Annotated in this window: 18 protein-coding genes; 6 read left to right on the top strand and 12 right to left on the bottom strand. The window is 72.2% G+C overall.

The window, feature by feature from the left end; all coding sequences use genetic code 11:
* The first annotated feature begins 5 nt into the window (after positions 1–5).
* Positions 6–2,303 (top strand): copper resistance CopC/CopD family protein, encoded by a 2,298-nt coding sequence (locus tag IEY56_RS12935; RefSeq protein WP_229711833.1) that lies wholly within the window; start codon positions 6–8, stop codon positions 2,301–2,303.
* Between the two features lie 243 nt (positions 2,304–2,546).
* Complete coding sequence (gene efeB / locus IEY56_RS12930) at positions 2,547–3,815, top strand: iron uptake transporter deferrochelatase/peroxidase subunit (protein WP_189037289.1); 1,269 nt, start codon at positions 2,547–2,549, stop codon at positions 3,813–3,815.
* A gap of 226 nt (positions 3,816–4,041) precedes the next feature.
* On the opposite strand, the gene IEY56_RS12925 is transcribed toward efeB, so the two are convergent.
* Complete coding sequence (locus tag IEY56_RS12925; RefSeq protein WP_189037288.1) at positions 4,042–5,421, bottom strand: FAD-binding oxidoreductase; 1,380 nt, start codon at positions 5,419–5,421, stop codon at positions 4,042–4,044.
* Positions 5,414–6,070, bottom strand: a complete 657-nt coding sequence (locus IEY56_RS12920) for a TIGR03086 family metal-binding protein (protein WP_268241327.1) — start codon at positions 6,068–6,070, stop codon at positions 5,414–5,416. Before IEY56_RS12920 ends, IEY56_RS12925 begins: the two co-directional genes overlap by 8 nt.
* Before the next feature lie 132 nt (positions 6,071–6,202).
* Between IEY56_RS12920 and IEY56_RS12915 the strand changes: the two genes are divergently transcribed.
* A complete protein-coding gene (locus tag IEY56_RS12915) occupies positions 6,203–7,237 on the top strand; it encodes a helix-turn-helix transcriptional regulator (RefSeq protein ID WP_189037287.1) in 1,035 nt (344 codons plus the stop codon).
* Positions 7,238–7,259: 22 nt separating this feature from the next.
* Here IEY56_RS12915 and IEY56_RS12910 read toward each other — a convergent pair whose 3' ends face one another.
* From IEY56_RS12910 to IEY56_RS12875, 8 genes are all read right to left on the bottom strand, one after another.
* A complete protein-coding gene (locus tag IEY56_RS12910) occupies positions 7,260–8,006 on the bottom strand; it encodes a hypothetical protein (RefSeq protein ID WP_189037286.1) in 747 nt (248 codons plus the stop codon).
* Between the two features lie 321 nt (positions 8,007–8,327).
* Positions 8,328–9,188, bottom strand: a complete 861-nt coding sequence (locus IEY56_RS12905) for an HAD family hydrolase (RefSeq protein WP_189037285.1) — start codon at positions 9,186–9,188, stop codon at positions 8,328–8,330.
* The gene (gene serS, locus IEY56_RS12900) at positions 9,185–10,462 is read right to left on the bottom strand and encodes a serine--tRNA ligase (protein ID WP_189037284.1); all 1,278 of its coding nucleotides are present in this window, start codon (positions 10,460–10,462) and stop codon (positions 9,185–9,187) included. Before serS ends, IEY56_RS12905 begins: the two co-directional genes overlap by 4 nt.
* A gap of 581 nt (positions 10,463–11,043) precedes the next feature.
* Positions 11,044–11,973, bottom strand: a complete 930-nt coding sequence (pheA, locus tag IEY56_RS12895) for a prephenate dehydratase (RefSeq protein ID WP_189037283.1) — start codon at positions 11,971–11,973, stop codon at positions 11,044–11,046.
* Between the two features lie 214 nt (positions 11,974–12,187).
* A complete protein-coding gene (locus IEY56_RS12890; protein WP_189037282.1) occupies positions 12,188–12,910 on the bottom strand; it encodes an ABC transporter permease subunit in 723 nt (240 codons plus the stop codon).
* A 14-nt stretch (positions 12,911–12,924) separates the two neighbouring features.
* Positions 12,925–13,842, bottom strand: a complete 918-nt coding sequence (locus IEY56_RS12885) for an ABC transporter ATP-binding protein (RefSeq protein WP_189037281.1) — start codon at positions 13,840–13,842, stop codon at positions 12,925–12,927.
* A gap of 91 nt (positions 13,843–13,933) precedes the next feature.
* Positions 13,934–14,905 carry an ABC transporter permease subunit gene (locus IEY56_RS12880; RefSeq protein ID WP_189037280.1) on the bottom strand — a complete coding sequence of 324 codons (972 nt, stop codon included), beginning with the start codon at positions 14,903–14,905 and terminating at the stop codon, positions 13,934–13,936.
* Positions 14,895–15,929 (bottom strand): ABC transporter ATP-binding protein, encoded by a 1,035-nt coding sequence (locus IEY56_RS12875; RefSeq protein WP_189037279.1) that lies wholly within the window; start codon positions 15,927–15,929, stop codon positions 14,895–14,897. Before IEY56_RS12875 ends, IEY56_RS12880 begins: the two co-directional genes overlap by 11 nt.
* 236 nt (positions 15,930–16,165) lie before the next feature.
* Here IEY56_RS12875 and IEY56_RS12870 point away from each other — a divergent pair, with 236 nt between their 5' ends.
* Positions 16,166–18,046 carry an SDR family oxidoreductase gene (locus IEY56_RS12870; RefSeq protein WP_189037278.1) on the top strand — a complete coding sequence of 627 codons (1,881 nt, stop codon included), beginning with the start codon at positions 16,166–16,168 and terminating at the stop codon, positions 18,044–18,046.
* Between the two features lie 109 nt (positions 18,047–18,155).
* Here the strand turns inward: IEY56_RS12870 and pspAB are convergent, their stop codons facing one another.
* Together pspAB and htpX are read right to left on the bottom strand one after the other, a co-directional pair.
* Entirely contained in the window at positions 18,156–18,836 is a 681-nt protein-coding gene (gene pspAB / locus IEY56_RS12865; RefSeq protein ID WP_189037342.1) for a PspA-associated protein PspAB, read from the bottom strand.
* A gap of 85 nt (positions 18,837–18,921) precedes the next feature.
* Positions 18,922–19,836 (bottom strand): zinc metalloprotease HtpX, encoded by a 915-nt coding sequence (gene htpX / locus IEY56_RS12860; RefSeq protein ID WP_189037277.1) that lies wholly within the window; start codon positions 19,834–19,836, stop codon positions 18,922–18,924.
* A gap of 304 nt (positions 19,837–20,140) precedes the next feature.
* On the opposite strand from htpX, the gene IEY56_RS12855 reads away from it, so the two are divergent.
* Together IEY56_RS12855 and IEY56_RS12850 are read left to right on the top strand one after the other, a co-directional pair.
* Complete coding sequence (locus IEY56_RS12855; RefSeq protein ID WP_189037276.1) at positions 20,141–21,061, top strand: DUF72 domain-containing protein; 921 nt, start codon at positions 20,141–20,143, stop codon at positions 21,059–21,061.
* Complete coding sequence (locus IEY56_RS12850; RefSeq protein ID WP_189037275.1) at positions 21,058–21,966, top strand: LLM class flavin-dependent oxidoreductase; 909 nt, start codon at positions 21,058–21,060, stop codon at positions 21,964–21,966. The genes IEY56_RS12855 and IEY56_RS12850 overlap by 4 nt, the downstream gene beginning before the upstream one ends.
* Positions 21,967–22,057: the final 91 nt, after the last annotated feature.

Raw genomic sequence — 22,057 nt, 5'->3', positions numbered from 1 at the left:
GACCCGTGCTGTTCACCACCCGGGCCTCGGCGCGTACGCCGCTCATGGCGCTCAGCCCGCTGCTGCGTCCCCTGTCGATGGCTCTGTGCGCCGTCCTGTGCGCGCTGACGGCCGTACTGGGCAGCGCCGCTCCCGCTTCGGCCCACGCGGTCCAGACCGGCAGCAGCCCCACGGAAGGGTCGGTGGTGGACAGCGCGCCACGGGAGGTCCGCGTGACCTGGTCCGAGGAGGTGTCGGCGTCCGACGGCGCGATCAGAGTGCTCGGGCCGGACGGCAAACGCGTCGACAAGAACAACGTCCGCGCCGTCGGGGGCAGCGACGTCGAACGGGCCGTGAGTCTCAAGTCCGATCTGCCGAAGGGCACTTACACCGTCGCGTGGCGGGCCGTCTCCGCCGACAGCCATCCCGTCGCCGGAGCCTTCACCTTCTCCGTGGGGGCGCCGTCCGCGACGAAGGCGGACGTCGGGGGCAGCGGCGGGGACTCTGAGACGCGGCTGATCGACGCGATCTACCAGACGGGACGGTACGCGGCCTACGCGGGCTTCATCCTGCTCGTCGGCGGCGCTGCCTTCGTGATCGCGTGCAGGCCCCGGGCTGCGTCGGTGCGCCGCCTGCAGCGGCTCGTGGTGACCGGCTGGATGACGCTCACGGCCGCCACGCTGCTGATGCTCCTGCTGCGCAACTCCTACGTGAACACAGGGGCGTTGAGCGAGGTCTTCGACCTGGACGGGCTGAAGGCCGTCTTCGGCACGAAACCCGGGGCGGCACTCGCCGCACGCCTGCTGCTGCTCGGCACCTCCGCGGTGATCATCGCCGTGCTCTTCGGCCCGTCCGGGCGGGGTCGCACGGACGGGGCAGGCACCGACGGGACCGAGAACGGCGGGACCGGGACCGGGACCGGCGGCTCGGAGAACGGCGGGGCGGCGGATGCGGACGCGAGCGCGACGGACGGGACGCCGGAGCCGGACGCGGCGGCGGCCGAAGGGAGCGGCGCCGCCGGCGGGCCGAGCCGCGACGTCACCCTCGGGCTGTGCCTGGGGGGCGGCGTCGTGTCGGTGGGACTGGCCGCGACGTGGGCCATGTCCGAACACGCCTCCGCAGGGCTCCAGACGGCGGTGGCCATGCCCGTCGACATCGTGCACATGCTCGCGGTGGCGGCGTGGCTGGGCGGGCTCGCGGCCCTGCTCACGTGCCTGCACTGGGGTCCGCGGCCCTCCCGGGCCACCGCGCGGCGCTTCTCGCAGATCGCGTTCGACAGCGTGCTGACGCTGGTGGCGACGGGCGTGTACCAGTCGTGGCGTCAGCTCGGGTCGGTCAGTGCGCTCACGGGCACGCCGTACGGAAAGCTGCTGCTCGCCAAGATCGCCCTGATCATCGTGCTGGTGGCCGCCGCCCGGGCCTCGCGTCACTGGGTGGGGCGCCTCGGTGAGACGCCCGAGTCCAACCCGGACACGGCTGACGAGACCAGCGCCGCGGACCCCGCACCCGCGGAGGACGCCCCTCGCACGGAAGACGCCGACCGCACGGACGCCGGTCGCGCGGAAGACCCCGAGACCGGCGTACGCGATGCGGAACCCGTCGGGGCGGCCGCCGTCACTGCGGGCGCCGGCGGGGCGGAAGCGGACGGAGCCGACGTCGGCGGGACAGGCACCGGCGGAAAGGGCGCCGACGGGGCAGCGAAGAGCGGCGGCTCCACCGCCGCAACCGGCACCGGACCCGTACGCGCCGCCCAGCTCGCCCGGCAGCGCGCGGCGGTCGAGAGCGCCCTCAGGAAGAAGTCGCGGGAGGCGGACCCGGAGCGCGGCGCGCTGCGCCGCTCCGTGCTCGTCGAGACCGGCGTCGCCGTCGTGCTGCTGGCCGTGACGACCGGACTGACCAGCACCGAACCCGGCCGCACGGAGGAGCTTGCCCGGGCGGGGAGCGCCGCGGCCGCAGAAGCGGCGCAGAAGCGCCTCGGCCCGGTGAAGGAGAAGATCCCCTTCGACACCGGCGGGCCGGACGGCAAGGGCACGGCGGAACTGTGGATCACTCCCGGCCAGGCGGGCGGCAACTCGCTGCGAGTGGTCACGAAGGGCCCCGGAGGCAAGCCGCTGGAGGTCTCGGAGGTGAAGGCCGCGCTCCGGCTCCCCCTCCAGGACCTCGGGCCGATCGCGGTGCCGTTCGAGACGATCAACTCCGCGGAGGACCGCTGGCGTTCGGAGGTCGTACAGGTGCCGCTCGCCGGCCGCTGGAAGGTCGCGCTGACCATCCGCACGTCCGACATCGACCAGGTCACGGAGACGGTAACCGTGCAGATCGACTGACGCCCCGGCCCGCCCGGATCGGCCGCCGTACTGCCGGCCGGCCGCCGCACCGGACGCCCTCGCCCCCAGCGACCCACCCGAAACGAAGATCCGATGAGAACGCACCGATGAACGCGAAGATGTGCAGAACCATCCCAACCGCACACCCCCACATCCGGGCGCGCACGGGAACTCGCGCCTGCGCAGAGGTACATGTGGCCGTGCGGCTGAGAACCGTCGCCCCCGGAACTCGCTAGGACTCCCATGACCCAGCACGACCACGAACCACAGCGCATCTCACGCCGCCGCCTCGTCAGCCAGGTCGGAGCCGCAGGCGCCGCCGGCATCGCGCTCGGAGCGACAGGCGGCGCCGTCGCACAGGCGACGGCACAGCAGGCACCGAAGGCCCCCACCCCCCTCACCAGCCTCGGCTCGACCCGGGTGGCCTTCTACGGAAAGCACCAGGCCGGCATCGTGACACCCGTGCAGGCGTTCGGGCACCTGATCGCCTTCGACCTCGTCTCCGGCGCCGGACGCAAGCAGGCCGCGGCTCTTCTGCGCCGCTGGTCGGCGACGGCGCGGCAACTGATGGAGGGCGAGTCCCCCTCGCGCAACACCGGCATCGCGCTGGACGCCGGCCCCTGCTCGCTCACCGTGACCTTCGGCTTCGGACGCAGCTTCTTCTCCCGCGCCAAGCTCGAGAAGCAGCGGCCCGCGGAGCTGACGCCCCTCCCGGACTTCTCCAACGACGCCCTGGAGAAGGGCCGTTCGGAAGGCGACCTGTGGGTGCAGATCGGAGCCGACGACGGACTCGTCGCCTTCGACGCCCTGCGCGAGATGCAGCGCCTCGCCGAGGGCACGGCGCGCGTGCGCTGGCAGATGAACGGCTTCAACCGCACCCCCGGCGCCACACCCCGTCCGATGACGACACGGAACCTCATGGGGCAGATCGACGGCACCCGGAATCCCAAGCCGTCCGAGTCCGACTTCGACGAGCGGGTCTTCGTCCCCGGTTCGGGCGCGAAGCCGGGCGCCGCGTCCCCGGAGTGGATGGCGGGCGGTTCCTACGCGGTCGTGCGCCGCATCCGGATGCTCCTCGACGACTGGGACGGGAAGTCGCTCGCCGAGCAGGAGAAGGTCATCGGGCGGCGCAAGTCCGACGGCGTCCCCCTCAGCGGCGGCAGCGAGGAGACGGGACCCGACCTCGAGAAGCTCAGCTCGGACGGCTCCCTCTCCATCGCGGCCGACGCCCACGTACGGGTCTCCGCACCGGAGACCAACGGCGGCGCGGCCATGCTGCGGCGGCCCTTCTCGTACCACGACGGTTTCCGCGACGACGGTGCGCCGGACGCCGGGCTGCTCTTCATCGCCTGGCAGGCGGACCCGCAGCGCGGTTTCGTACCGGTACAGCGCAAGCTCGACCGCGGGGACGCCCTCTCCCGCTTCATCCGGCACGAGGCCAGCGGGCTGTTCGCGGTGCCGGGCGGTCCCGCGAAGGGCGAATACGTGGGGCAGCGGCTGCTGGAGGGATGACCCGCCCGCGGCGCCCGGCTGAAAGGGCGCCGCTGACCGGCGGCCGGGCCGGCTCTCCCCGCGGGAGGCGCCCGGAACGGGGCGGTGAGCGACGGTGACCGGCGGGTCCGCCGAAGACGGCTGACCCGCCGGTCGTCTCTCCCCGCGCGCCGCGCGCCGTCGGAGCGAAGTCCCGGAACAGAGCAGCGCGTTGGCGCCCGCAGGTCACCCTCCTCCGCCGTCGGAATCAGACGCTTCCGAAGAGGTTCACCGGATCGACCAGCGCTTTGAGCCCCCTCAGACGCCGCCGCTGCTCGGAACCGTGCGCGTCAGGACCCCCGCCCGCAACGGCCCGGGACGCCCGTCCGTACAGGAAGTTGCTGCTCGCACCGACCGTCCAGGGCTCCACCAGTTCGAACACCCGCTCGTGCATCGCGTCGGCTTCGGGAGAAGCGGCGTCCTCCGTCACCGACAGGAGCACCATCAGATACCCGGCCTCCCTGTGTCCCACCGCGCCGGGCACCTCCGGTTCCCGGCCGAGCGCGCCGCCCATGTGCCGCAGGCTGAGCACCGTCATCGCGGGAGCACGCGGCCCCGTCAGCTCCAGTACGGAGCCCAGCACGCCCTGATCAGGCAACTCGCCGCCCAGCAGGACGTTGGCGCCCTGGTAGCCGTGGGGCATGTCGGGCTCGTTGTAGACACCGGCCGACTCCGTGTACGGCATCGTCCGCAACGTCTCCCCCAGTCGTGGACCGACCGCGCGGAGCGGCTCGACGAGGCGTTCACCCTCCGCCCGGCCGCCGTTGTACGCGATCTGCACCTGCGCCGCGTACCGCCCGCGGAGACCCTCCGGCAGCGCGGGAACGTCGGGGTAGTCGAGCATCGTCACCGACGACGTCAGCTCCTCGGGAACGGTCGCCGTCCACGCACGCCACGCCTCGACCACGTCCCCGGCCAGCGCGCCGTCGAAGATCAGCTGACCGCCGTAGAACCGCTCGACGGGCACCAAGCCGATCTCCAGCTCCGTCACCACGCCGAACCCTCCCCGGCCACCGCCGCCGCGCAGCGCCCAGAACAGGTCCGGCTCGCTGTCCGGGGCGACGTGCCGGAGCCGGCCGTCCGAGGTGACGACATCGAGGCTGCGCACGTGATCCGCCGCGTATCCGAACTCCCGGGCGAGCAGCCCCACTCCGCCGTTGAGGGTGTACGAGACGGCGCCGACGCCCGGCCCCGACCCGCTCAGCGGCGCCAGTCCCGACCGAGCGGCCTCCTCGACCACATCACCCCAGCGTGCCCCGGCCCCGACCCGCGCGGTGCGGGCGGCGGCGTCCACCTGGACGTGCGCCATCCGGCGCGTGCTCACCAGCACCCCGCCGTCCAGCGCCCTTCCGAGCCCGTGGCCGGTGGCCTGCACGGCGAACGGCAGTTCGTGTGCGGCCGCGTGCCGTACCGCTGTACGCACGTCGTCAGCGTCGGCAGCGGTCACGACCACGTCAGGACGGTGCCGGTAACCCGCCTGGAAGCCGGAACACTCCCCGCTCCAGGCGCCGTCGTCCGGCAGCAGGACCCGGCCGCGGACCTCGTCCGCCGGGAAGGGCACCCTCCGTGCAGCCGCCCGGTCAGCCATGCGATCCGCCTGCGGAACCGGCAGGCGTCCAACTGCGGCCGAGCCACGCCGCCAGCTCGTCGTACGCGTCCGCCCCCTCGGGTGCCGGCACCGGCGGACCGAAAGGGACCTCCCCGCCGCGCGTCTCCGCCGGCACCGCACGCTCCGCCACCGCGAGGGCGAACTCCGCCAGACCCGCGTCGAGCTCCGCGCGCCTGCCCAGCGCCTGCGCCAGGTCCCACGCGTGGGTGACGACCTCCATCACGCTGCCCGCGAGCGCGAACCGGCCGGGCATCGTCCCCCACGGGACGGTCACCACGGCATCGAGCTTCGCGTCATCCGCCCACGCCGCGCGGAAGCGTTCGCGGGCCCGCTCGTACGCCGCAGGCCAGGCGTCGTCCGCGACACCCGACACCCCGGAGTCCACCTCCGCGTCCGGATCGACCTCCCCGGGTCCGCCGCCCTCTCCCACCTGCGCGATGCGCAGCGTGCCGCCGACGACGTGGCTCAGCAGGGCCCCGACGTCGAAGCCCGGGCAGGGCGTCGGATCGGCCAGCTGCGCGGGACGTACCGCCTCGAACAGCGAGGCCATCTGGCGCGCGGCCCGTTCGAAGACGGGGCGGGGGTCCGCAGCCGGGCCCCCGCCCTGGGCCGGGGAGGTGGAGTTCACAGGGTCTCTCCGTTCGTGTGACGGTTCACGGTGATGCGAGTCGTTCCGAGGCGTCTGTCCCGCCTGCGGATGTGCTGAGCTTCCCCGGTTTTCCTGACACGTACCGTCAAGTTTTCCGGCACTGTGGAAGACGTGAAGTCGGACCGACTGCTCTCGATCCTGCTGCTGCTCCAGACCCGCGCACGCGTGTCCGCCGACGAGCTGGCCACCCGGCTCGAGGTCTCCACCCGCACCATCTACCGCGACGTCGACTCCCTCTCCGCGGCCGGCGTCCCCGTGTACGCGGAACGGGGCAGACACGGAGGCATCTCCCTGCTGCCCGGGTTCCGCACGGACGTCACGGGGCTCACCGCCGACGAGGCGCGGGCGCTGTTCGTCCTCACCGCACAGGGCACGCACTCGGCCCTCGGCCTCGACGGCGCACTCGGATCGGCCCTGCGCAAGGTGATGGCCGCACTCCCGGCGCCGCACAGGCCCGCGGCGGAACTCACCAGCCGGCGCATCCTCGTCGACCCCGAACGCTGGCTGGGCGGGCAGCGGACCGCAGTCGACCTGGACGTCCTCACCACGGCCGTCTTCACCGACCGGCGCCTGCGCATCGTCTACCGGCACGGCGGGGAGACGCGCTCCCACCGGTACACCGTCGACCCGTACGGCCTCGTCGCGAAGGCCGGCACCTGGTACCTCGTCGCCGACCGCAGAGGACGGCCCCGGCTCTTCCGCGCGGACCGCGTCCAGCGGGCCCAGGTGACCGAGGCGCCCGTGCAGCGCAGGACGGGCATCGAACTGGGCGACGCCTGGGAGGAGTTGCGCCGCCAGGTCGAGAACTGGGCACCGGACGTCCCGGTCAGGGCGAAGGTGCGGCAGTCCCGCCTGGAGATGTTCCGCCGCATCGTCGGGCCCTTCATGCTCCGCGCGGAGGGCGACGACGGCGGATCCGGGGCGGGGCCCGGCGGCGAGGCCGCGGACATCGACCCGGAACACGTCTGGGTGACGGTCCACCTGGCGTACCCGGTGCTCCGCGCCGTCCGCCAACTGCTGCAGTTCGGCCCGGACGTCGTGGTCCTCGAACCGGAGGCGGCGCGAGCCGAACTCGCCCGCGCCGCCTCCGCCGTGACCGCTCTCTACGCGACGGACGGGGACGCGCCGCTCTCACCATCGCGCTGACGGGGAGAGCGGCGCGCTGCGATCAGCGGTCCCGCCGGTGCCTCCTCGCGCAGTCGCGCGCCAGACGATTGACGTCCACACGCATAGCGCGCATGTCCTCCCCCATGTCGGCGAGACGGCGGCTCATCGCCGACACCACACGTTCGGTGTTGACCTGCCGCCGCTCCATCTGCAGCAGCCGGTGATCGACGCGCTCCAGCCTCGACGAGATACGGGCGATCACGGGACCGAGCTCGCGGAGGACGGACCCCACGTCCGAGACGGCGCACTCCAGGTTCGTCACCCGGCGTTCGAGAGAGGCGTCCCCGGGCGCCGGCTCAGCCGGGGACGCCACAACGCCCGGCCCGGTGCGGCGTCGCCCCTCGACGTCGAGAAGGTACGCCCGCACGCGTCGGGCGACGTCGCTGTCCCGCAGCAGCATCGCGACGTTGAGGACGGTGCGGCGGGTGTAGACGGCCAGATGCGGCCTTCGCTGTGGATAACTCTTGGCTGCTTCGGATGTAACACTCAACTTGAGTGTTAGATATTCCTGCAGCTCAGGGCCCTGCAGTACCCGCAGACCGTTCCTCTCGAGCTCTTCCCGGTGGCGGCGCAGCAAGTTATGCACAGCCTGCTCACCCACCTCGAAGTACTCGGCGACGTCCCTCGTCGTCGCGTGCACGCCGTCGGCGGACAGCGCCAGCGCCTTCACCTTGTCGAGGACTTCGATCCTGTGGCTCATGCCGGAGCGCGCAGCCTGCGACTCCAGCAACACGGATTCGGTGTACACGAAGTGACCCCTCCCGGGGCTCGTACGGACATGACGATCGGGGCCCGATCACCTGGGGCCGTCAGGTGTCCGTATCCAGGAGCCAGGAGCGGAGATCAGCTCATGTCTGCCACGTACTGCACTACCGGCAAGGGCCTCGCCCTCAACCGGCCACCACCACTTCACGGACTCTCGTCGCCACGCACTCCGGTCGCCTCCGCGCACCAGATGCAACGAACGGATCTTCGTATGGTCACGGCTCTTTTCGAGCCGATGTCCGTGCTTCGCAAATCCGTACGGCAGCAGGGGCGGCAGAGGGCTGCGCTGCACGAACCGCGCCGCCTACACGGCGAAGAGTCGCTCCAGTACCACGGCGATGCCGTCGGCGTCGTTGGAGAGCGTGACCTCGTCGGCCGCCGCGTGAAGTTCCGGGTGGGCGTTGGCCATGGCCACGCCTCTGGAGGCCCAGCCCAACATGGGGATGTCGTTGGGCATGTCGCCGAAGGCGATCGTCTCCTGCGCGGAGACGCCGAGCCGCCGTGCCGCCATCGACAGGCCCTTGGCCTTGCTCAGCCCCAGGGGCAGCAGTTCGACGATGTCCTCGCCGGACATGGTGATGCTCACCAGGCCCCCGGCGGCGGTTCGGGCCGCCTCCGCCAGTTCGTCGTCGCGGAGCACGGGGTGCTGCAGGTACAGCTTGCTGAGCGGCTCCGCCCACAGCTCTCCGGGATCGGTGCACTTCACCACGGGGAGCGGCCCTTCGAGCACCCGGAACCCCGGGCCCACGACCACTTCGCCGTCGAGGCCGTCGCGTGACGCCGCCACCGCGAGCGGGCCCGTCTCAGCCTCGATCTTGGCCAGCGCGACCTGAGCGAGCTGACGGTCCAGCGTCATGGACGTCAGCAGCCGGTGCGCCCCCGCGTCGTAGACCTGCGCGCCCTGTCCGCACACGGCCAGGCCGTCGTATCCGAGGTCGTCGAGGATGTGCTTCGTCCACGGCACGGCGCGGCCCGTGACCACGATGTGCGCGGCGCCGCGGGCCGCGGCCGAGGTCAGCGCGTCGCGCGTACGCGGGGAGACGGTCTGGTCGGAGCGGAGCAGCGTGCCGTCGAGGTCCGTGGCGATCAGCCGGTAGGGGACGGGAGCGGGCTCCCGCCCCGGCGTGGACCCGGGAACGGGTCCGGGACCGGACTCAGGGCTCACTTGCCCACCGGTTCGAGGATCTCGCGCCCGCCCAGGTAGGGCTGGAGCAGCGCCGGAACCCGGACCGAGCCGTCCGCCTGCTGATGGTTCTCCAGCAGCGCGATGATCGTGCGGGGCACCGCGCACAGCGTGCCGTTGAGCGTCGCCAGCGGCCGCACCTGCTTGCCGTCGCGCATCCGGATGGAGAGGCGGCGGGCCTGGAACTCGGTGCAGTCCGAAGTCGACGTCAGCTCGCGGTACTTGCCCTGGGTGGGGATCCACGCCTCGCAGTCGTACTTCCGGGCCGCCGAGGAGCCCAGGTCACCCGTAGCGACGTCGATCACCTGGAAGGGCAGGCCCAGAGCAGTGAGCCACTGCTTCTCCCACTCCAGCAGACGCAGGTGCTCCGCCTCGGAGTCCTCCGGCGTCACGTACGAGAACATCTCGACCTTGTCGAACTGGTGCACCCGGAAGATGCCGCGGGTGTCCTTGCCGTACGAGCCCGCCTCGCGCCGGAAGCAGGGCGAGAACGCCGCGTACCGCAGCGGCAGCTGCGAGGCGTCGATGATCTCGTCCATGTGGTAGCCGGCGAGGGCGACCTCGGACGTGCCCACGAGGTAGAGCTCGTCCTTCTCCAGCTGGTAGACGTCCTGCGCCGCCTGCCCCAGGAAGCCGGTGCCCTCCATGGCCTGCGGCTTGACCAGGGCGGGGGTGAGCATGGGCGTGAAGCCCGCCTCGGTGGCCTGGGCGATCGCGGCGTTGACGAGGGCGAGTTCGAGCAGCGCGCCCACGCCGGTGAGGTAGTAGAAGCGCGCGCCGGAGACCTTGGCGCCGCGCTCCACGTCGATGGCGCCGAGGAGCTGGCCCAGCTCCAGGTGGTCCTTGGGCTCGAAGCCCTCCGCGGCGAAGTCGCGGGGTTCCCCGATCGTCTCGCGGACGGTGAAGTCCTCCTCGCCGCCGACGGGGACGTCGGGGTGGACCAGGTTGCCGAGGCCGCGCAGGAGCCGCTGCGTCTCCTCCGCGGCCTCGTGCTGTTCGGCGTCGGCGGCCTTCACGGCCGCCGAGAGCTCGCCGGCCTTCGCCAGCAGCTCGGCCTTCTCGTCGCCCTGGGCCTTGGGGATCAGCTTCCCGAGCTGCTTCTGCTCGGAACGCAGCGAGTCGAAGCGGACGCTGGACGACCTTCGGCGTTCGTCGGCGGAGAGCAGTTCGTCGACGAGGCCGACGTCCTCTCCACGGGCGCGCTGTGATGCGCGGACTCGGTCGGGGTCCTCACGGAGCAGTCGAAGGTCAATCACCCCGCCAGGGTACCGGGGGGACCACAGTGCCTCGACAGCATTCCCGCAGGGCTTTCTTGCCTAAATTGTCCTTTTTGTCAAAATGCGATGTCAGGAGCGCTTCCCGGGCCCTCCCCGCGGGGTGACCGACCCGGGCCGGACGCGCCCCGGGTCGAGGCGGCCGGGCCCATGTCCACCCGCGTCAGAGGCAGTTGAGGAGGGCCGTCGTGGCACTGGAGCCGGGAGACGCGGCAGACTTATCCACAGCTTCAGCGGTCTTCCGCGACCTTTTCCACAGGGCATGGGCGGCGCCTGTGGAAATTGGAGTCGACAGTTCCGACGGAATCGCTGAGGCAGCGGAAATTCCGTTGCAAACCCTCAATAAGCACTCATTCGAGCGGGTTGGACTCACACCAAAGAGTGCAGCAGCGTAATTGAAGTGACGAAAAGGGATGGATGCGGACCAGATGCACTGTGGATGCCTATGGGGTCTCCATGGCGCTTTGTCGATAGTGTCCGTTTCCGCTGTCCGTGTTGTGCACAGGCGGCGCAACAGCCTGTGGATAACTCTGTGGGCTGCACAGACGCCGTGGAAAGCGGCCTCAGCCCCGCCCGTCCAGGCAGCGAGTGAGCCAGTCGGCGGCCTCGACGAACTCCGTGTCGGTCGTGCCGGGACGCTCTGTGGCACGGCCGCCGTCCGCACGCGGATACGAGCCGAGATAGCGCACCTTCTCGCACGCCCGCTTCAGGCCCATCAGCACGTCGCCCACGCGGCGCTGCTGAAGGTGCCCCTCGCAGTCGACCGAGAAGCAGTAGCGGCCGATGCCCTCGCCGGTCGGCCGGGACTCGATGCGCATCATGTTCACGCCGCGCGACGCGAACTCCTGCAGCACCTCCAGCAGCGCGCCCGGGTGGTCGTCGCGCAGCCAGAAGACGACGGAGGTCTTGTCCGCGCCCGTCGCCGCCGCCGGCCTGGCGGGGCGCCCCACCAGCACGAAACGCGTCGCCGCGTTGTCCGCGTCGTGGATGTCCGTCACCAGCGGGTCCAGGCCGTACGTGGCAGCGGCGAACTCGCCGGCGAACGCCGCGTCGTACCGGCCCTCCTGTACGAGCCGCGCACCGTCCGCGTTGGACGCGGCGGACTCCCACAGCGCGTCCGGGAGGTGCTTCGCCATCCACTGCCGGACCTGCGGCTGCGCGACCGGGTGCCCCGTGACCGTCTTGACGCTCTCGATGGACGTGCCGGGACGCACCAGCAGCGCGAAGGCGATGGGCAGCAGCACCTCGCGGTAGATCATCAGCGGCCGGCCGCTCGCCAGCTCGTCGAGCGTCGCCGTCACGCCGCCCTCGACCGAGTTCTCGATCGGTACGAGCGCTGCCGCGGCCTCGCCGTTGCGCACGGCGTCCAGCGCCGCGGGCACCGAGACCATCGGCACCAGTTCCCGCGTGGCGGCTTCGGGCAGGGTGCGCAGGGCGGCCTCGGTGAAAGTGCCTTCCGGACCGAGGTAGGTGTAGCGGCTCGCTGGTGACATACGGACACGTTAGTCGGGTCCGCGGGCACGCGGACCCGGGTCTCATCTGCCGGGCAGTAGCACGGGGCGGGGCGGTACGGCCCGGCGGCAGAGCAACCCGGCAGCCGTACGAAACGACGGTGCGGCACCCCGGGGCGCACGGACGGGAGTGCCCGGGCTACGGTCACGGGTGACCGTAGCCCGGGCACTCCTCACGCCGGGGGCCGCTGCGCGGTCACTCCTCCCCTGCGAGGGTGAGGGTGCGCAGCCTGCGGCTCGCGTACCAGGTGCCGCCCACGGTGGCCACCAGCAGCAGCGTCAGGCCCGTCGTCAGTCCGACGTCCGACGTGATCCCCGCTCCGCTGCCGGCGACCTTCTGCGCCAGCGACAGGGCCCACTGCTGCACGGACAGCTCCCGCGCGCCCGAGACCATGCTGCCGAACAGGGCCTCCCAGATCAGGGCGTAGACCAGTCCGATCACGACGGCGTGCCGGGAGACCGTCCCCAGCAGCAGGAACAGCGCGCTGTAGGCGACGGACGCGACCGCGGCGGCCACCGCGTAGGCGACCGCGATCTGCTGGCTGTTGCCGTTGAGGAGGTAGCCGGCCAGGAGGGTCGGAACGGCCGAGAAGACGACCGTCACCGCTATGGCGACGAGCAGCTTCGTGAAGATGATGCTGGACCGCCGCAGCGGCTTGGCCAGCAGGTACACCACCGAGCCGTCGTCGATCTCGGGGCCTATCGCGCCCGTGCCGGCCACCACGCCGATGAGCGGCACCATCGTGGCCATCGCGAAACCGCCGAGCAGTTCACGCGTCACCTCGTCGTCCATGCCGGTCGTCGCCCGTACGGTACCGGCCACGATGAGGAGCAGCAGCGGCAGCGCGAAGAGGATCAGCGCACGGCGCCTGCCGAGGAGGGCCTTGTAGGTGAGCCTTGCGACTGTCTGGTTGTACATCGTGAAGGCTCCCTTCAGGCCGCTACGAGGTACGAGAAGACGCTCTCCAGGGACTCGTCCGAGGGCGAGACCGTGTAGAGCCGGATGCCGTGCTCGCGTGCGAGCCGGGGGAGGACCTCGGTGAACCGCCCGAAGTCGACGGCCTGGATCCGCAGCGCCTTCTCGCTGTAGTCGAGTTCGATGCCCGCGGTGGAGGCGTCGGCGATGAGTGCCGACGCCAGCAGCCGGTCGTCGCTGGAGCGGACGAGGTAGCGGTGCGGGCGGTCCGTCATCAGGCGGCGGATCTTGCGGAAGTCGCCGCTGGCGGCGTGCCGTCCGGCGACGACGACCTCGATGTGGGAGGCGAGCTGCTCGACCTCCTCCAGGATGTGCGAGGAGAACAGCACCGTGCGGCCCTCGTCGCCCATGCGGCGCAGCAGCTCCATCAGCTGCATGCGCTGCCGGGGGTCCATGCCGTTGAACGGTTCGTCGAGCAGCAGCACCGACGGATCGTGCACGAGGGCGGACGCCATCTTCACGCGCTGGCGCATGCCCTTGCTGTATGTGGCGATCTTCCGGTCCTGCGCCTGCTCCATCTCGACGGTCGCGAGGGCCTTGCGGGCGGCCGCCGCCGGGTCGGGGAGCCTGTGCAGCTCGGCGTTGGCGAGCACGAAGTCCCAGCCGGTGAGGAAGTCGTACATCCCCTCCCGCTCGGGGACGAGCCCGATCTCCTTGTACGCCTCCTGGTTGCGCCAGATCGGCGTGGAGTCGAGCGTGACGCTGCCGGTGGAGGGCGGCAGGAAGCCGCCCAGCATGTTGATGAGCGTGGACTTGCCCGCGCCGTTGGGGCCGAGGAGGCCGGTGACGCCGGGGGTGATGTCCATCGTGATGTCGTTGACGGCGACGACGTTCCCGAACCAGCGGGACGTGCGGTCGATGTGGAGAGTGCTCATGAGCGCGGCCCACTCCTTCGGAGGGTGGCGGTGGGACGGGGGCGCCGGCGCCGCCCGGCGGTGACCGGGTGAGCCCGGGCGAGGTGTTCGGTCACAGCCCGGCCTTCCGGTAGCGGCGCAGCAGCAGGGCGTACGTACCGGCGATGAGCAGGGCGATGAGCGCGACGTAGGCGGACGCCTGCGCGTTCGTCAGCTCCACGCCCAGCGGGAAGGCGTTCCGGCCGCCGAGGAGTTTGCTCTGCAGCCCGTCGATCAGCGACCCGGGCGAGCCGAGACCGAGCCAGCCGACGGCCGAGGTCTCGCCCTGCGTGGAGACGATGGCCTGCAGGGCGCTGATGAGCATGTACGGGATCGTCAGGACGGCGATGATCGCGGCGACGCCGAAGCCCCGCCGCGGGGTGGCCGCCGCCGCGGCCAGGCCGATGCCGGCGTGCAGCACGGAGAAGACCAGGCAGCAGACGAGGCCCAGCGCGAAGTCCTTCGTCTGGTCGCCGAAGTCGAGCTTCGCCAGCAGCGCCCCGACGTAGAGGATCACCACGGACGTCGCGGTGAAGACGAAGATCGCAGCCGACAGAGCGGCGTACTTGGCCGCGACGTAGTCGCCCCGCCGGATGGGCCGGGAGAAGTAGAGCGGCACCACGCGGAAGCGCAGGTCGAGCGAGACGGCCTGTGGCGCCATCGCCGCGATGTAGATGCCGATGACGGGCTGCATCTGGATGACGTAGGAGCTGTACTCGACCGGCATCTCCTTCGCCTTGGTGAAGACCGTGACCGCGACGACGATCGCGGCCGGTACGCACATCACGGCGAAGAGGATCATCGGCAGCACCTTGGACTTGGCCGAACGGCCCAGTCCGTACGCGCCGCGGAGCGACTGCTCGAACAGCGAGGCGCGGGCGTAGCTCCTGCCCAGCCTCGGCCCGTCGTAGTTGCGGTAGCCGATGTTGTGGATGACGTTCTCACCGCGCGCCCCGGCTCCGGGGGCCTGCTTCGTCAGTGCCGAAGGGCCGGGCGCGGTCCCGGACTCCGGTGCGGACCGGGGGGCTTGAGGCTCAGGCGACATCGCCGCCGCCTCCCTTCTGCGTCTGGAGCGGACGGGCGGCGTCGGGCCGTGCGGGCTCCGCGCCGGACGCGGTGAGCGGCTGCTGCGAGTCGAAGACCTCGGAGATGCGGTGCCTGCGCTGTTCCATCCGGACCAGGCCGAGGCCCAGTTCGGTCACGGTGTCGCGGACGGTGTCGTAGGCGCTCTCGTCGGTGGCGTCGACCATCAGCAGGTGCCCGGCCCCGGGTGCGCCCGCCGCTCCGGGCGCCTGCGCGGACAGGCCGGCGGCGACGAGCGCGGCGCGCAGCGCCTCGGTTCCGTCCGGGTGGGTGTCGGTGTCGGTGACCTCCACCGCGAGGGACGGCGTGCTCTTCGTGAAGTCGGCCGTGCTGGAGGCGCGGAGCAGCTTGCCGCCGTCGATGACGACGACGTGGTCGCAGGTCCGCTCCAGCTCGCCCAGCAGGTGCGAGGTGACGAGCACGGATATGCCGAAGTCGGTGTGGACGCGGCGGATGAGCGCGAGCATCTCGTCACGGCCGACGGGGTCGAGGCCGTTGGTGGGCTCGTCGAGCAGGACGAGCTGCGGGTCGTGCACGAGGGCCTGGGCGAGTTTGACGCGCTGCTTCATGCCCGTCGAGTAGCCGCCCATGGGGCGGTAGCGCTCCTCGTACAGTCCGACGTGGCGCAGGGTGTCGGCCGTGCGTTCCCGGGCGGAGGTCGTCGGCAGCCCGGACATGCGGGCCATGTGGACGACGAACTCGGTGGCCGAGACGTCGGGCGGAAGGCAGTCGTGCTCGGGCATGTATCCGACGCGTTCGCGGATTGCGGATCCCTCGCGTGCCACGTCCAGGCCGAGGACGGTCGCGCCGCCCTCCGTGGCGGGGGCGAGCCCCAGAAGGATCTTGATGAGGGTCGATTTACCGGCCCCGTTGGCGCCCACCAGGCCGGTTACACCCGGTGTGATGCCCACGGTCAGCCGGTCCAGGGCGGTCACCCTTGGGTACCGCTTGGTCAGGCTTTCGATAGCGATCACAGTCACCCTCATGACGCTAGGGCCTGAGTGCCGCTTCCGACGTCCCTCCTGAGGGCTGGATTCGACTGATACCGGAGGCGGACGCCTCCCTTAAGGGGCGTAGACAAGAAGGACAAAGACGCGTTACCGACGGTATCCACAGGATCGGGCCCGCTGTTGACGGCTTCCTGCCGCATTGATCCCATTGACCGTGCCGAGTACGCGGGCCGGCGCCTCGCCGGCCCCTGATCGCGGGGACGGTGGGGGCTGTGGGCGAGCGCGCGGACGCGGGCGCGGGGCGGAACGCGGCGGGCGGAGCCCTTCTGGAGGGCGCCCGGGAGCGCTGGGTCCGTACGCCGGAGGGCGTGGAGCTGTGCGTCGCCGAGCTGGGCGAGGCGGAGCGGCCCACCGTGGTGCTGCTGCACGGCTATCCGGACAGCAAGGAGGTCTGGTCGAAGGTCGCCGGCCGGCTGGCCGGACGCTTCCACGTCGTGCTGTACGACGTGCGGGGCTGCGGCCGCTCCTCCGCGCCGCGGCCGCTGCGCGGCGGCTTCACGCTGGAGAAGCTGACGCGGGACTTCCTCGCCGTGGCGGCCGAGGTCTCCCCCGGCCGGCCGGTCCACCTCGTCGGGCACGACTGGGGCTCCGTGCAGGGCTGGGAGTTCGTCTCCGCCGAGGAGACCCGGGGCCGTATCGCCTCCTTCACCTCCATGTCGGGCCCGTCGCTCGACCACTTCGGGCACTGGTTCCGGAGGCGGGTGCGGCGCCCGACGCCGGTGCGGCTGGCGCAGGCCCTGAACCAGGGCGTCCGCTCGTGGTACGTGGGCGCGCTGCACACCCCGGTGCTGCCGGAACTGGCCTGGCGGGGGCCCCTGTCCGCGTACTGGCCGAGGTATCTGCGCCGCGTCGAGAAGGTCCCGGCGGACGGCTACCCCACGCAGTCGCTGCCGCGCGACGCGGCGCACGGTGCCTGGCTCTACCGGGACAACGTGGGCCGGAAGCTGCGCAGTCCCCGGCCGGACTGCCGCGCGCACGCGCCGGTGCAGCTGATCGTCCCGCTGCGGGACGTCTTCCTCAGTCCCCGCCTCTACGACGAGGTGGCCCTCTGGGCGCCGGACGTCACGCGCCGCACGCTGGACGCGGGGCACTGGATACCCCGCACCAGGCCCGACCGGCTCGCCTGGTGGATCACCGAATTCGTGACCGGTCGGGAGGAGGCCGGGGCCGTCACGGCAGACCGTGAGGCGCCCCGGGACGCGAGGCACGGAGACGAAGGCGCGGGCGGGGGTGCCGGCGCCGGGAAGGCACCCGGCAGCGGCGCTCTCGCCGAGCGGTTCGGCGGGCAGCTCGTGCTGGTGACGGGCGCCGGCAGCGGCATCGGCAGGGCCACCGCCGTCGCGTTCGGGGCGGCGGGCGCCCGCGTCGTGTGCGTCGACATCGACGGGGACAGCGCCGTGAACACGGCGGAGACGGCCCGCCGCGCGGGTGCACCGCAGACGTGGGCCGAGGCGGTGGACGTGGGCGACCAGGAGGCCATGGAGCGGCTCGCCGCCAGGGTCGCGTCAGAGATCGGAACCGTCGACGTCCTGGTCAACAACGCCGGGGTCGGCGTCTCCGGCGTGTTCCTCGAGACCGGCGTGGAGGAGTGGAAGCGGATCCTGGACGCCAATCTGTGGGGCGTCATCCACGGCTGCCGCCTGTTCGGCAAGCAGATGGCGGAGCGGGGCCAGGGCGGGCACATCGTCAACACCGCCTCCGCCGCGGCGTTCCAGCCGACGAGGCTGCTCCCCGCGTACGGGACCTCCAAGGCGGCGGTGCTGATGCTGAGCGAATGCCTCCGCGCGGAGCTCGCGGGCGAGGGGATCGGGGTCACGGCGGTCTGTCCGGGCCCGGTGGACACCGGGATAACGGGGACGGCGCGGTTCGTGGGCCTCGGCGAGGAGGAGCGTCGGCGCCGCAGGGAGCGGGTGGCGAAGCTGTACAGGCTGCGGAGGTATCCGCCGGAGAAGGTCGCCCGGGCGATCATGCGGGGGATCGTCCGCGATCAGGCCGTCGTGCCGGTGACCGCCGAGGCGCATGCGGCGCGGTTCCTGTCGCGTTTCGCCCCGCGAGTGGTGCGTGCCCTCGCCCGCGTCGACCCGCCGCTGTGACACGGGGCCCGGCGCGCTGATCACCGGGCGGGCTCGCCGGCGCTCCTGCCTGCCGCCGGAGGCTCGGGCGGCGCGGGTGGCGGCGGGGACGGCACGAGAGTCGCGCCCGTCAGAGGCCCGGCGCTCCCCAGAGGGGGAACCAGCGGGCCAGGTCCGGTTCCATCCGCAGGTCGTCCGTCAGCAGGCCGCGCACCTGAAGCTCCAGTGCGCTGTCCCGCTTCTCCGGCTGCCCGGGGCGGGGCGCGAACGGATAGAAGGTGCCGCGCTTGTAGAGGTAGACCAGGGCCAGTGCGCGGGGGTCACCGTCGCCCGCCCCGCGGAAACCGACGACGGAGCACAGCAGCTGCGGGCCGAACCCTCCCTCGGCGAGCAGGGTGTTCACGGCGTGCAGGTCGTTCACCAGGGAGATCGTCCCCAGCGGCCCGTGCCGGGTGAGGAGCCAGGTGTAGCCGTACTCGTCCTGGCTGAACTCGACCGGCACGTCGCCGTGGACGGCGGGCGGGGCGTCGCCCGGGATGCCCGGGTTGCCCGGAGGGGTGTCGTCGGGGTTGCCGGACGGGCCGCCGGGGTCGCCCGGCGGCGGGTCGGCGTCGAGCAGCGCCCGCACGTCCCGCTCCACCTGCTTGAACGCACCGCCCTCGACGCTCGCGAAGCACACCGACCCGAGCCCCGTCGGCCGGAGATCCGCTCCGGCCTGGAGCGTGACGGCCGCCGCGGGCAGCCCGAAGAGCTGGTCCAGGTCGGGGCGGGCGGGTTTGCTGCGGCCGAGCAGTGCGTCCAGGAGACCCACGGTCTTCACGTCCCTCAATCGGATGGGGGGCTGACGGGTGCGTGTGCTGTTGTGCGGGGCGGGCGCCGCCCCGGGGCGCCCGCCGTCACCGCTGCTGCCCGAGCTGCGCGGAGATCCGGCTGAGCTGGTCGAGGCGGCGCTCGAGCGGCGGGTGCGAGGAGAGCAGGGCCGCGACGCTCTCGCCGGAGAAGGCGGGCGCGAAGTAGAAGGCGTTGAAGGGCTCGGCCTTGCGCAGGTCCCGCGTGGGGATCCGCGCCATCTCGCCGGTGACCTTGGTCAGCGCGGAGGCGAGGGCGGAGGGCCGTCCCGTCAGCAGTGCTCCGGCGCGGTCCGCGGACAGTTCGCGGTAGCGCGAGAGGAGCCTCGTCAGCAGGAAGCTGACGATGTAGACGGCGGCGCTCACCAGGGGGACGAGCAGCAGCACGATGCCCGCTCCGCTCTGGTCGTCGCGCCCCGCTCTGCTCAGGCCGCCCCACAGCGCGACGCGCGTCATGATCCCGGCCAGGACGCCGAGGAAGGAGGCGATCGTCATCACGGCCACATCGCGGTGCGCGACGTGCGACAGCTCGTGCGAGAGCACGCCTTCGAGTTCCTCGGGTTCGAGGCGGCGCATCAGCCCGGTGGTCGCGCAGACCATGGACTTGCGCTGGCTGCGCCCTGTCGCGAAGGCGTTGGGCACATCGCTCTGGGCCATCGCGACCTTGGGTTTCGGCACGTCCGCCAGCGCGCACAGCCGGTCCACCGCCCCGTGCAGCTCGGGCGCCTGTTCGGGGGTGACTTCGCGGGCGCCCATGCTGAAGGCGGCGATCCGGTCGCTGAACCAGAACTGCGCCACGAAGAGGCCGCCCACCACGAGGACGATCAGGGGCCAGGCGTTGCCGAGAGCCGCGACCAGGACGCCGACGAGTACGACGTACAGCAGCCCGATGAAGAACATCGTGACCACCATCCGGCTGGTCAGACCGCGGTCGGCGACGTACCGGCTGTGTGTGGCTGCCATGGCCCGTTCCTTTCCACGCCGTACCGGGAGCGGTCTGCCCAGATGACCTCGGTGCCTCCGCATGAGCGGGGTGCGATGCCCGGCCGGGCTGCCGCGGGCGGGCGTGACCCGTCCGCTGCGCCGCGGTGATGCCGTCACGCGGACACCTTGTAGCAATTGTCCACTTTTTAACTCTTTTCGACTAATGACCGTGAGTGCCCGCCGCGTGACCGGCGACGGCCCGGCCGCCCCGACCCGCGCCCCTCCCGACGGGCGCCTCACGCAAGGACGTTGGCGCGGCCGCCGTCCGGGGAAGGCGGCCGGCATGGGAGAGATCCGGGTCGGCACATGTTCGTGGACGGACAGGGCGCTGGTCTCCAGCGGCTGGTATCCGCCGGGCAGGCGGGACGCGGAGGGCTGGCTGCGGCACTACGCCGCGCAGTTCCCGGTGGCCGAGGTCGACGCCACCTACTACGGCCTCCCCACGGCTCGCAACAGCCACCTGTGGGCGGCGCGCACCCCCGGCGGATTCCGCTTCGACGTGAAGGCGTTCTCCCTGCTCACCGGTCACCCCACGAGGCCGGGAGCGCTGCCGCCCGATCTCCGTCCGGCCCTGGAGCGGCAGCGCGGCAGGCCCGGGACCGATCCCGGCCTGCTCGACGAGGTGTGGAGCCGGTTCGGCGAGGCCCTCCGGCCGCTGCGCGACTCCGGCCGCCTCGGAGCGCTCCTGTTCCAGTTCCCGGGGCGGTTCGCACCGGGGAGGTCCGCCGAGGCGTTCCTGCGCGCGTGCCGCGAGCGGACGGCGGGATGGCCCGTGGCCGTGGAGTTCCGGCATCCCGGCTGGTGGAGCGAGGACCGCGCCGCCGGAACCTCGGCGCTGCTTTCGGAGCTGGACGCGGCGGCCGTCGCGGTGGACACGGCGCAGACGCTGCCGGCCTCCGTGCCTCCCGTGGCAGCGGTCACCGTCCCCCGGCTCGCGGTGGTGCGCTTCCACGGGCGCAGCACCGCCTGGGGCACCGGGACGAAGGAGGAGAAGTTCCGCCACTCGTACACCGCCGCCGAACTGTCGGAGTGGACGCCCCGCATCCGCGCGATGGCCGAGCAGGCGCGCGAGGTCCACGTCCTCTTCAACAACTGCTGCGGCGACGCGGCGGTCCGGGCGGCGCAGTCGATGCGGCAGCTGCTCGGCGGCGTCCCGGACGGGCCCGCGGGGGCGCCCGGGCCCGACGTAGTGTCGTGGCCATGAGCCTGCGCCTGAGCACCGTGATCCTCCCCGTCGTCCGCTGGCACGAGGGCGGCCGCGAGCGGTGGCGCCGCGCCGAGGAGCTCGGCTTCCACGCCGCCTACACCTACGACCACCTCTCGTGGCGCGAACCCTTCCGCGACGGCCCGTGGTTCGGCGCCCTGCCCACGCTGACGGCCGCCGCCGGGGCCACCTCGCGGCTGCGCCTCGGCACTCTCGTCACGTCGCCGAACTTCCGGCATCCGGTGACGCTGGCGAAGGAGCTGCTCACCCTGGACGACGTCAGCGGCGGACGCGTCGTCCTCGGCGTCGGCGCCGGAGGCAACGGCTTCGACGCGACGGCCCTCGGGCAGCAGCCGTGGACCCCCCGCGAACGGGCGGACCGCTTCGCGGAGTTCGTGCCGCTGCTGGACCGGCTGCTGCGCGACCCCGTGGTCACCTACGACGGAACGTTCTACTCGGCGCACGAGGTGCGCGGCGTCCCCGGCTGCGTCCAGCGGCCCCGCCTCCCCTTCGCCGTCGCCGCCACCGGCCCGCGCGGGCTCCTCCTCGCGGCGCGCTACGGGGACGCGTGGGTGACGACGGGCGACCCCCGCGTCTCCGCGGAGGGAACCCCGGAGGAGAGCCTCCAGGCCGTACGGGACCAGATCACCCGGCTGGACACGGCCTGCGCCGAGACCGGACGGGACTCCTCCGTCCCGGAGAAGATCCTGCTCACCGGCTTCACGCCGGGGAACCCCCTCGGATCGGTCGACGCCTTCGTCGACTTCGCCGGGAAGCACGCCGAGGCCGGCATCACGGAGATCGTCCTGCACTGGCCGCTGCCGGGTACCCGTTTCGAAGCCGACCAGGGTGTCTTCGAGCGGATCGCCACGGAGGCGCCCGGGCAGCTCAACCGGAACGCCTGAAGGCCGGCCGAGCCGGCGGGGCGCGCGCCCCCGCCGCCTTTCGGAGCGCTCATCAGCGGAGCCCTGCGCACGAGTGTGCGTACATATGAGC

This window comes from Streptomyces daqingensis (assembly GCF_014645895.1).
In the GTDB taxonomy this organism is placed as follows: domain Bacteria; phylum Actinomycetota; class Actinomycetes; order Streptomycetales; family Streptomycetaceae; genus Streptomyces; species Streptomyces daqingensis.
The sequence above is the reverse complement of the archived record's forward strand: the minus strand, read 5'-3'. Positions and strand labels throughout refer to the sequence as shown.

Excerpts from the sequence above, each read along its gene's own strand:
- efeB (WP_189037289.1), top strand. The coding sequence starts at position 2,547 with ATGACCCAGCACGACCACGAACCACAGCGCATCTCACGCCGCCGCCTC.
- IEY56_RS12925 (WP_189037288.1), bottom strand. The coding sequence starts at position 5,421 with ATGGCTGACCGGGCGGCTGCACGGAGGGTGCCCTTCCCGGCGGACGAG.
- pheA (WP_189037283.1), bottom strand. The coding sequence starts at position 11,973 with ATGTCACCAGCGAGCCGCTACACCTACCTCGGTCCGGAAGGCACTTTC.
- IEY56_RS12890 (WP_189037282.1), bottom strand. The coding sequence starts at position 12,910 with ATGTACAACCAGACAGTCGCAAGGCTCACCTACAAGGCCCTCCTCGGC.
- IEY56_RS12885 (WP_189037281.1), bottom strand. The coding sequence starts at position 13,842 with ATGAGCACTCTCCACATCGACCGCACGTCCCGCTGGTTCGGGAACGTC.
- IEY56_RS12880 (WP_189037280.1), bottom strand. The coding sequence starts at position 14,905 with ATGTCGCCTGAGCCTCAAGCCCCCCGGTCCGCACCGGAGTCCGGGACC.
- IEY56_RS12875 (WP_189037279.1), bottom strand. The coding sequence starts at position 15,929 with ATGAGGGTGACTGTGATCGCTATCGAAAGCCTGACCAAGCGGTACCCA.
- htpX (WP_189037277.1), bottom strand. The coding sequence starts at position 19,836 with ATGGCAGCCACACACAGCCGGTACGTCGCCGACCGCGGTCTGACCAGC.
- IEY56_RS12855 (WP_189037276.1), top strand. The coding sequence starts at position 20,141 with ATGGGAGAGATCCGGGTCGGCACATGTTCGTGGACGGACAGGGCGCTG.
- IEY56_RS12850 (WP_189037275.1), top strand. The coding sequence starts at position 21,058 with ATGAGCCTGCGCCTGAGCACCGTGATCCTCCCCGTCGTCCGCTGGCAC.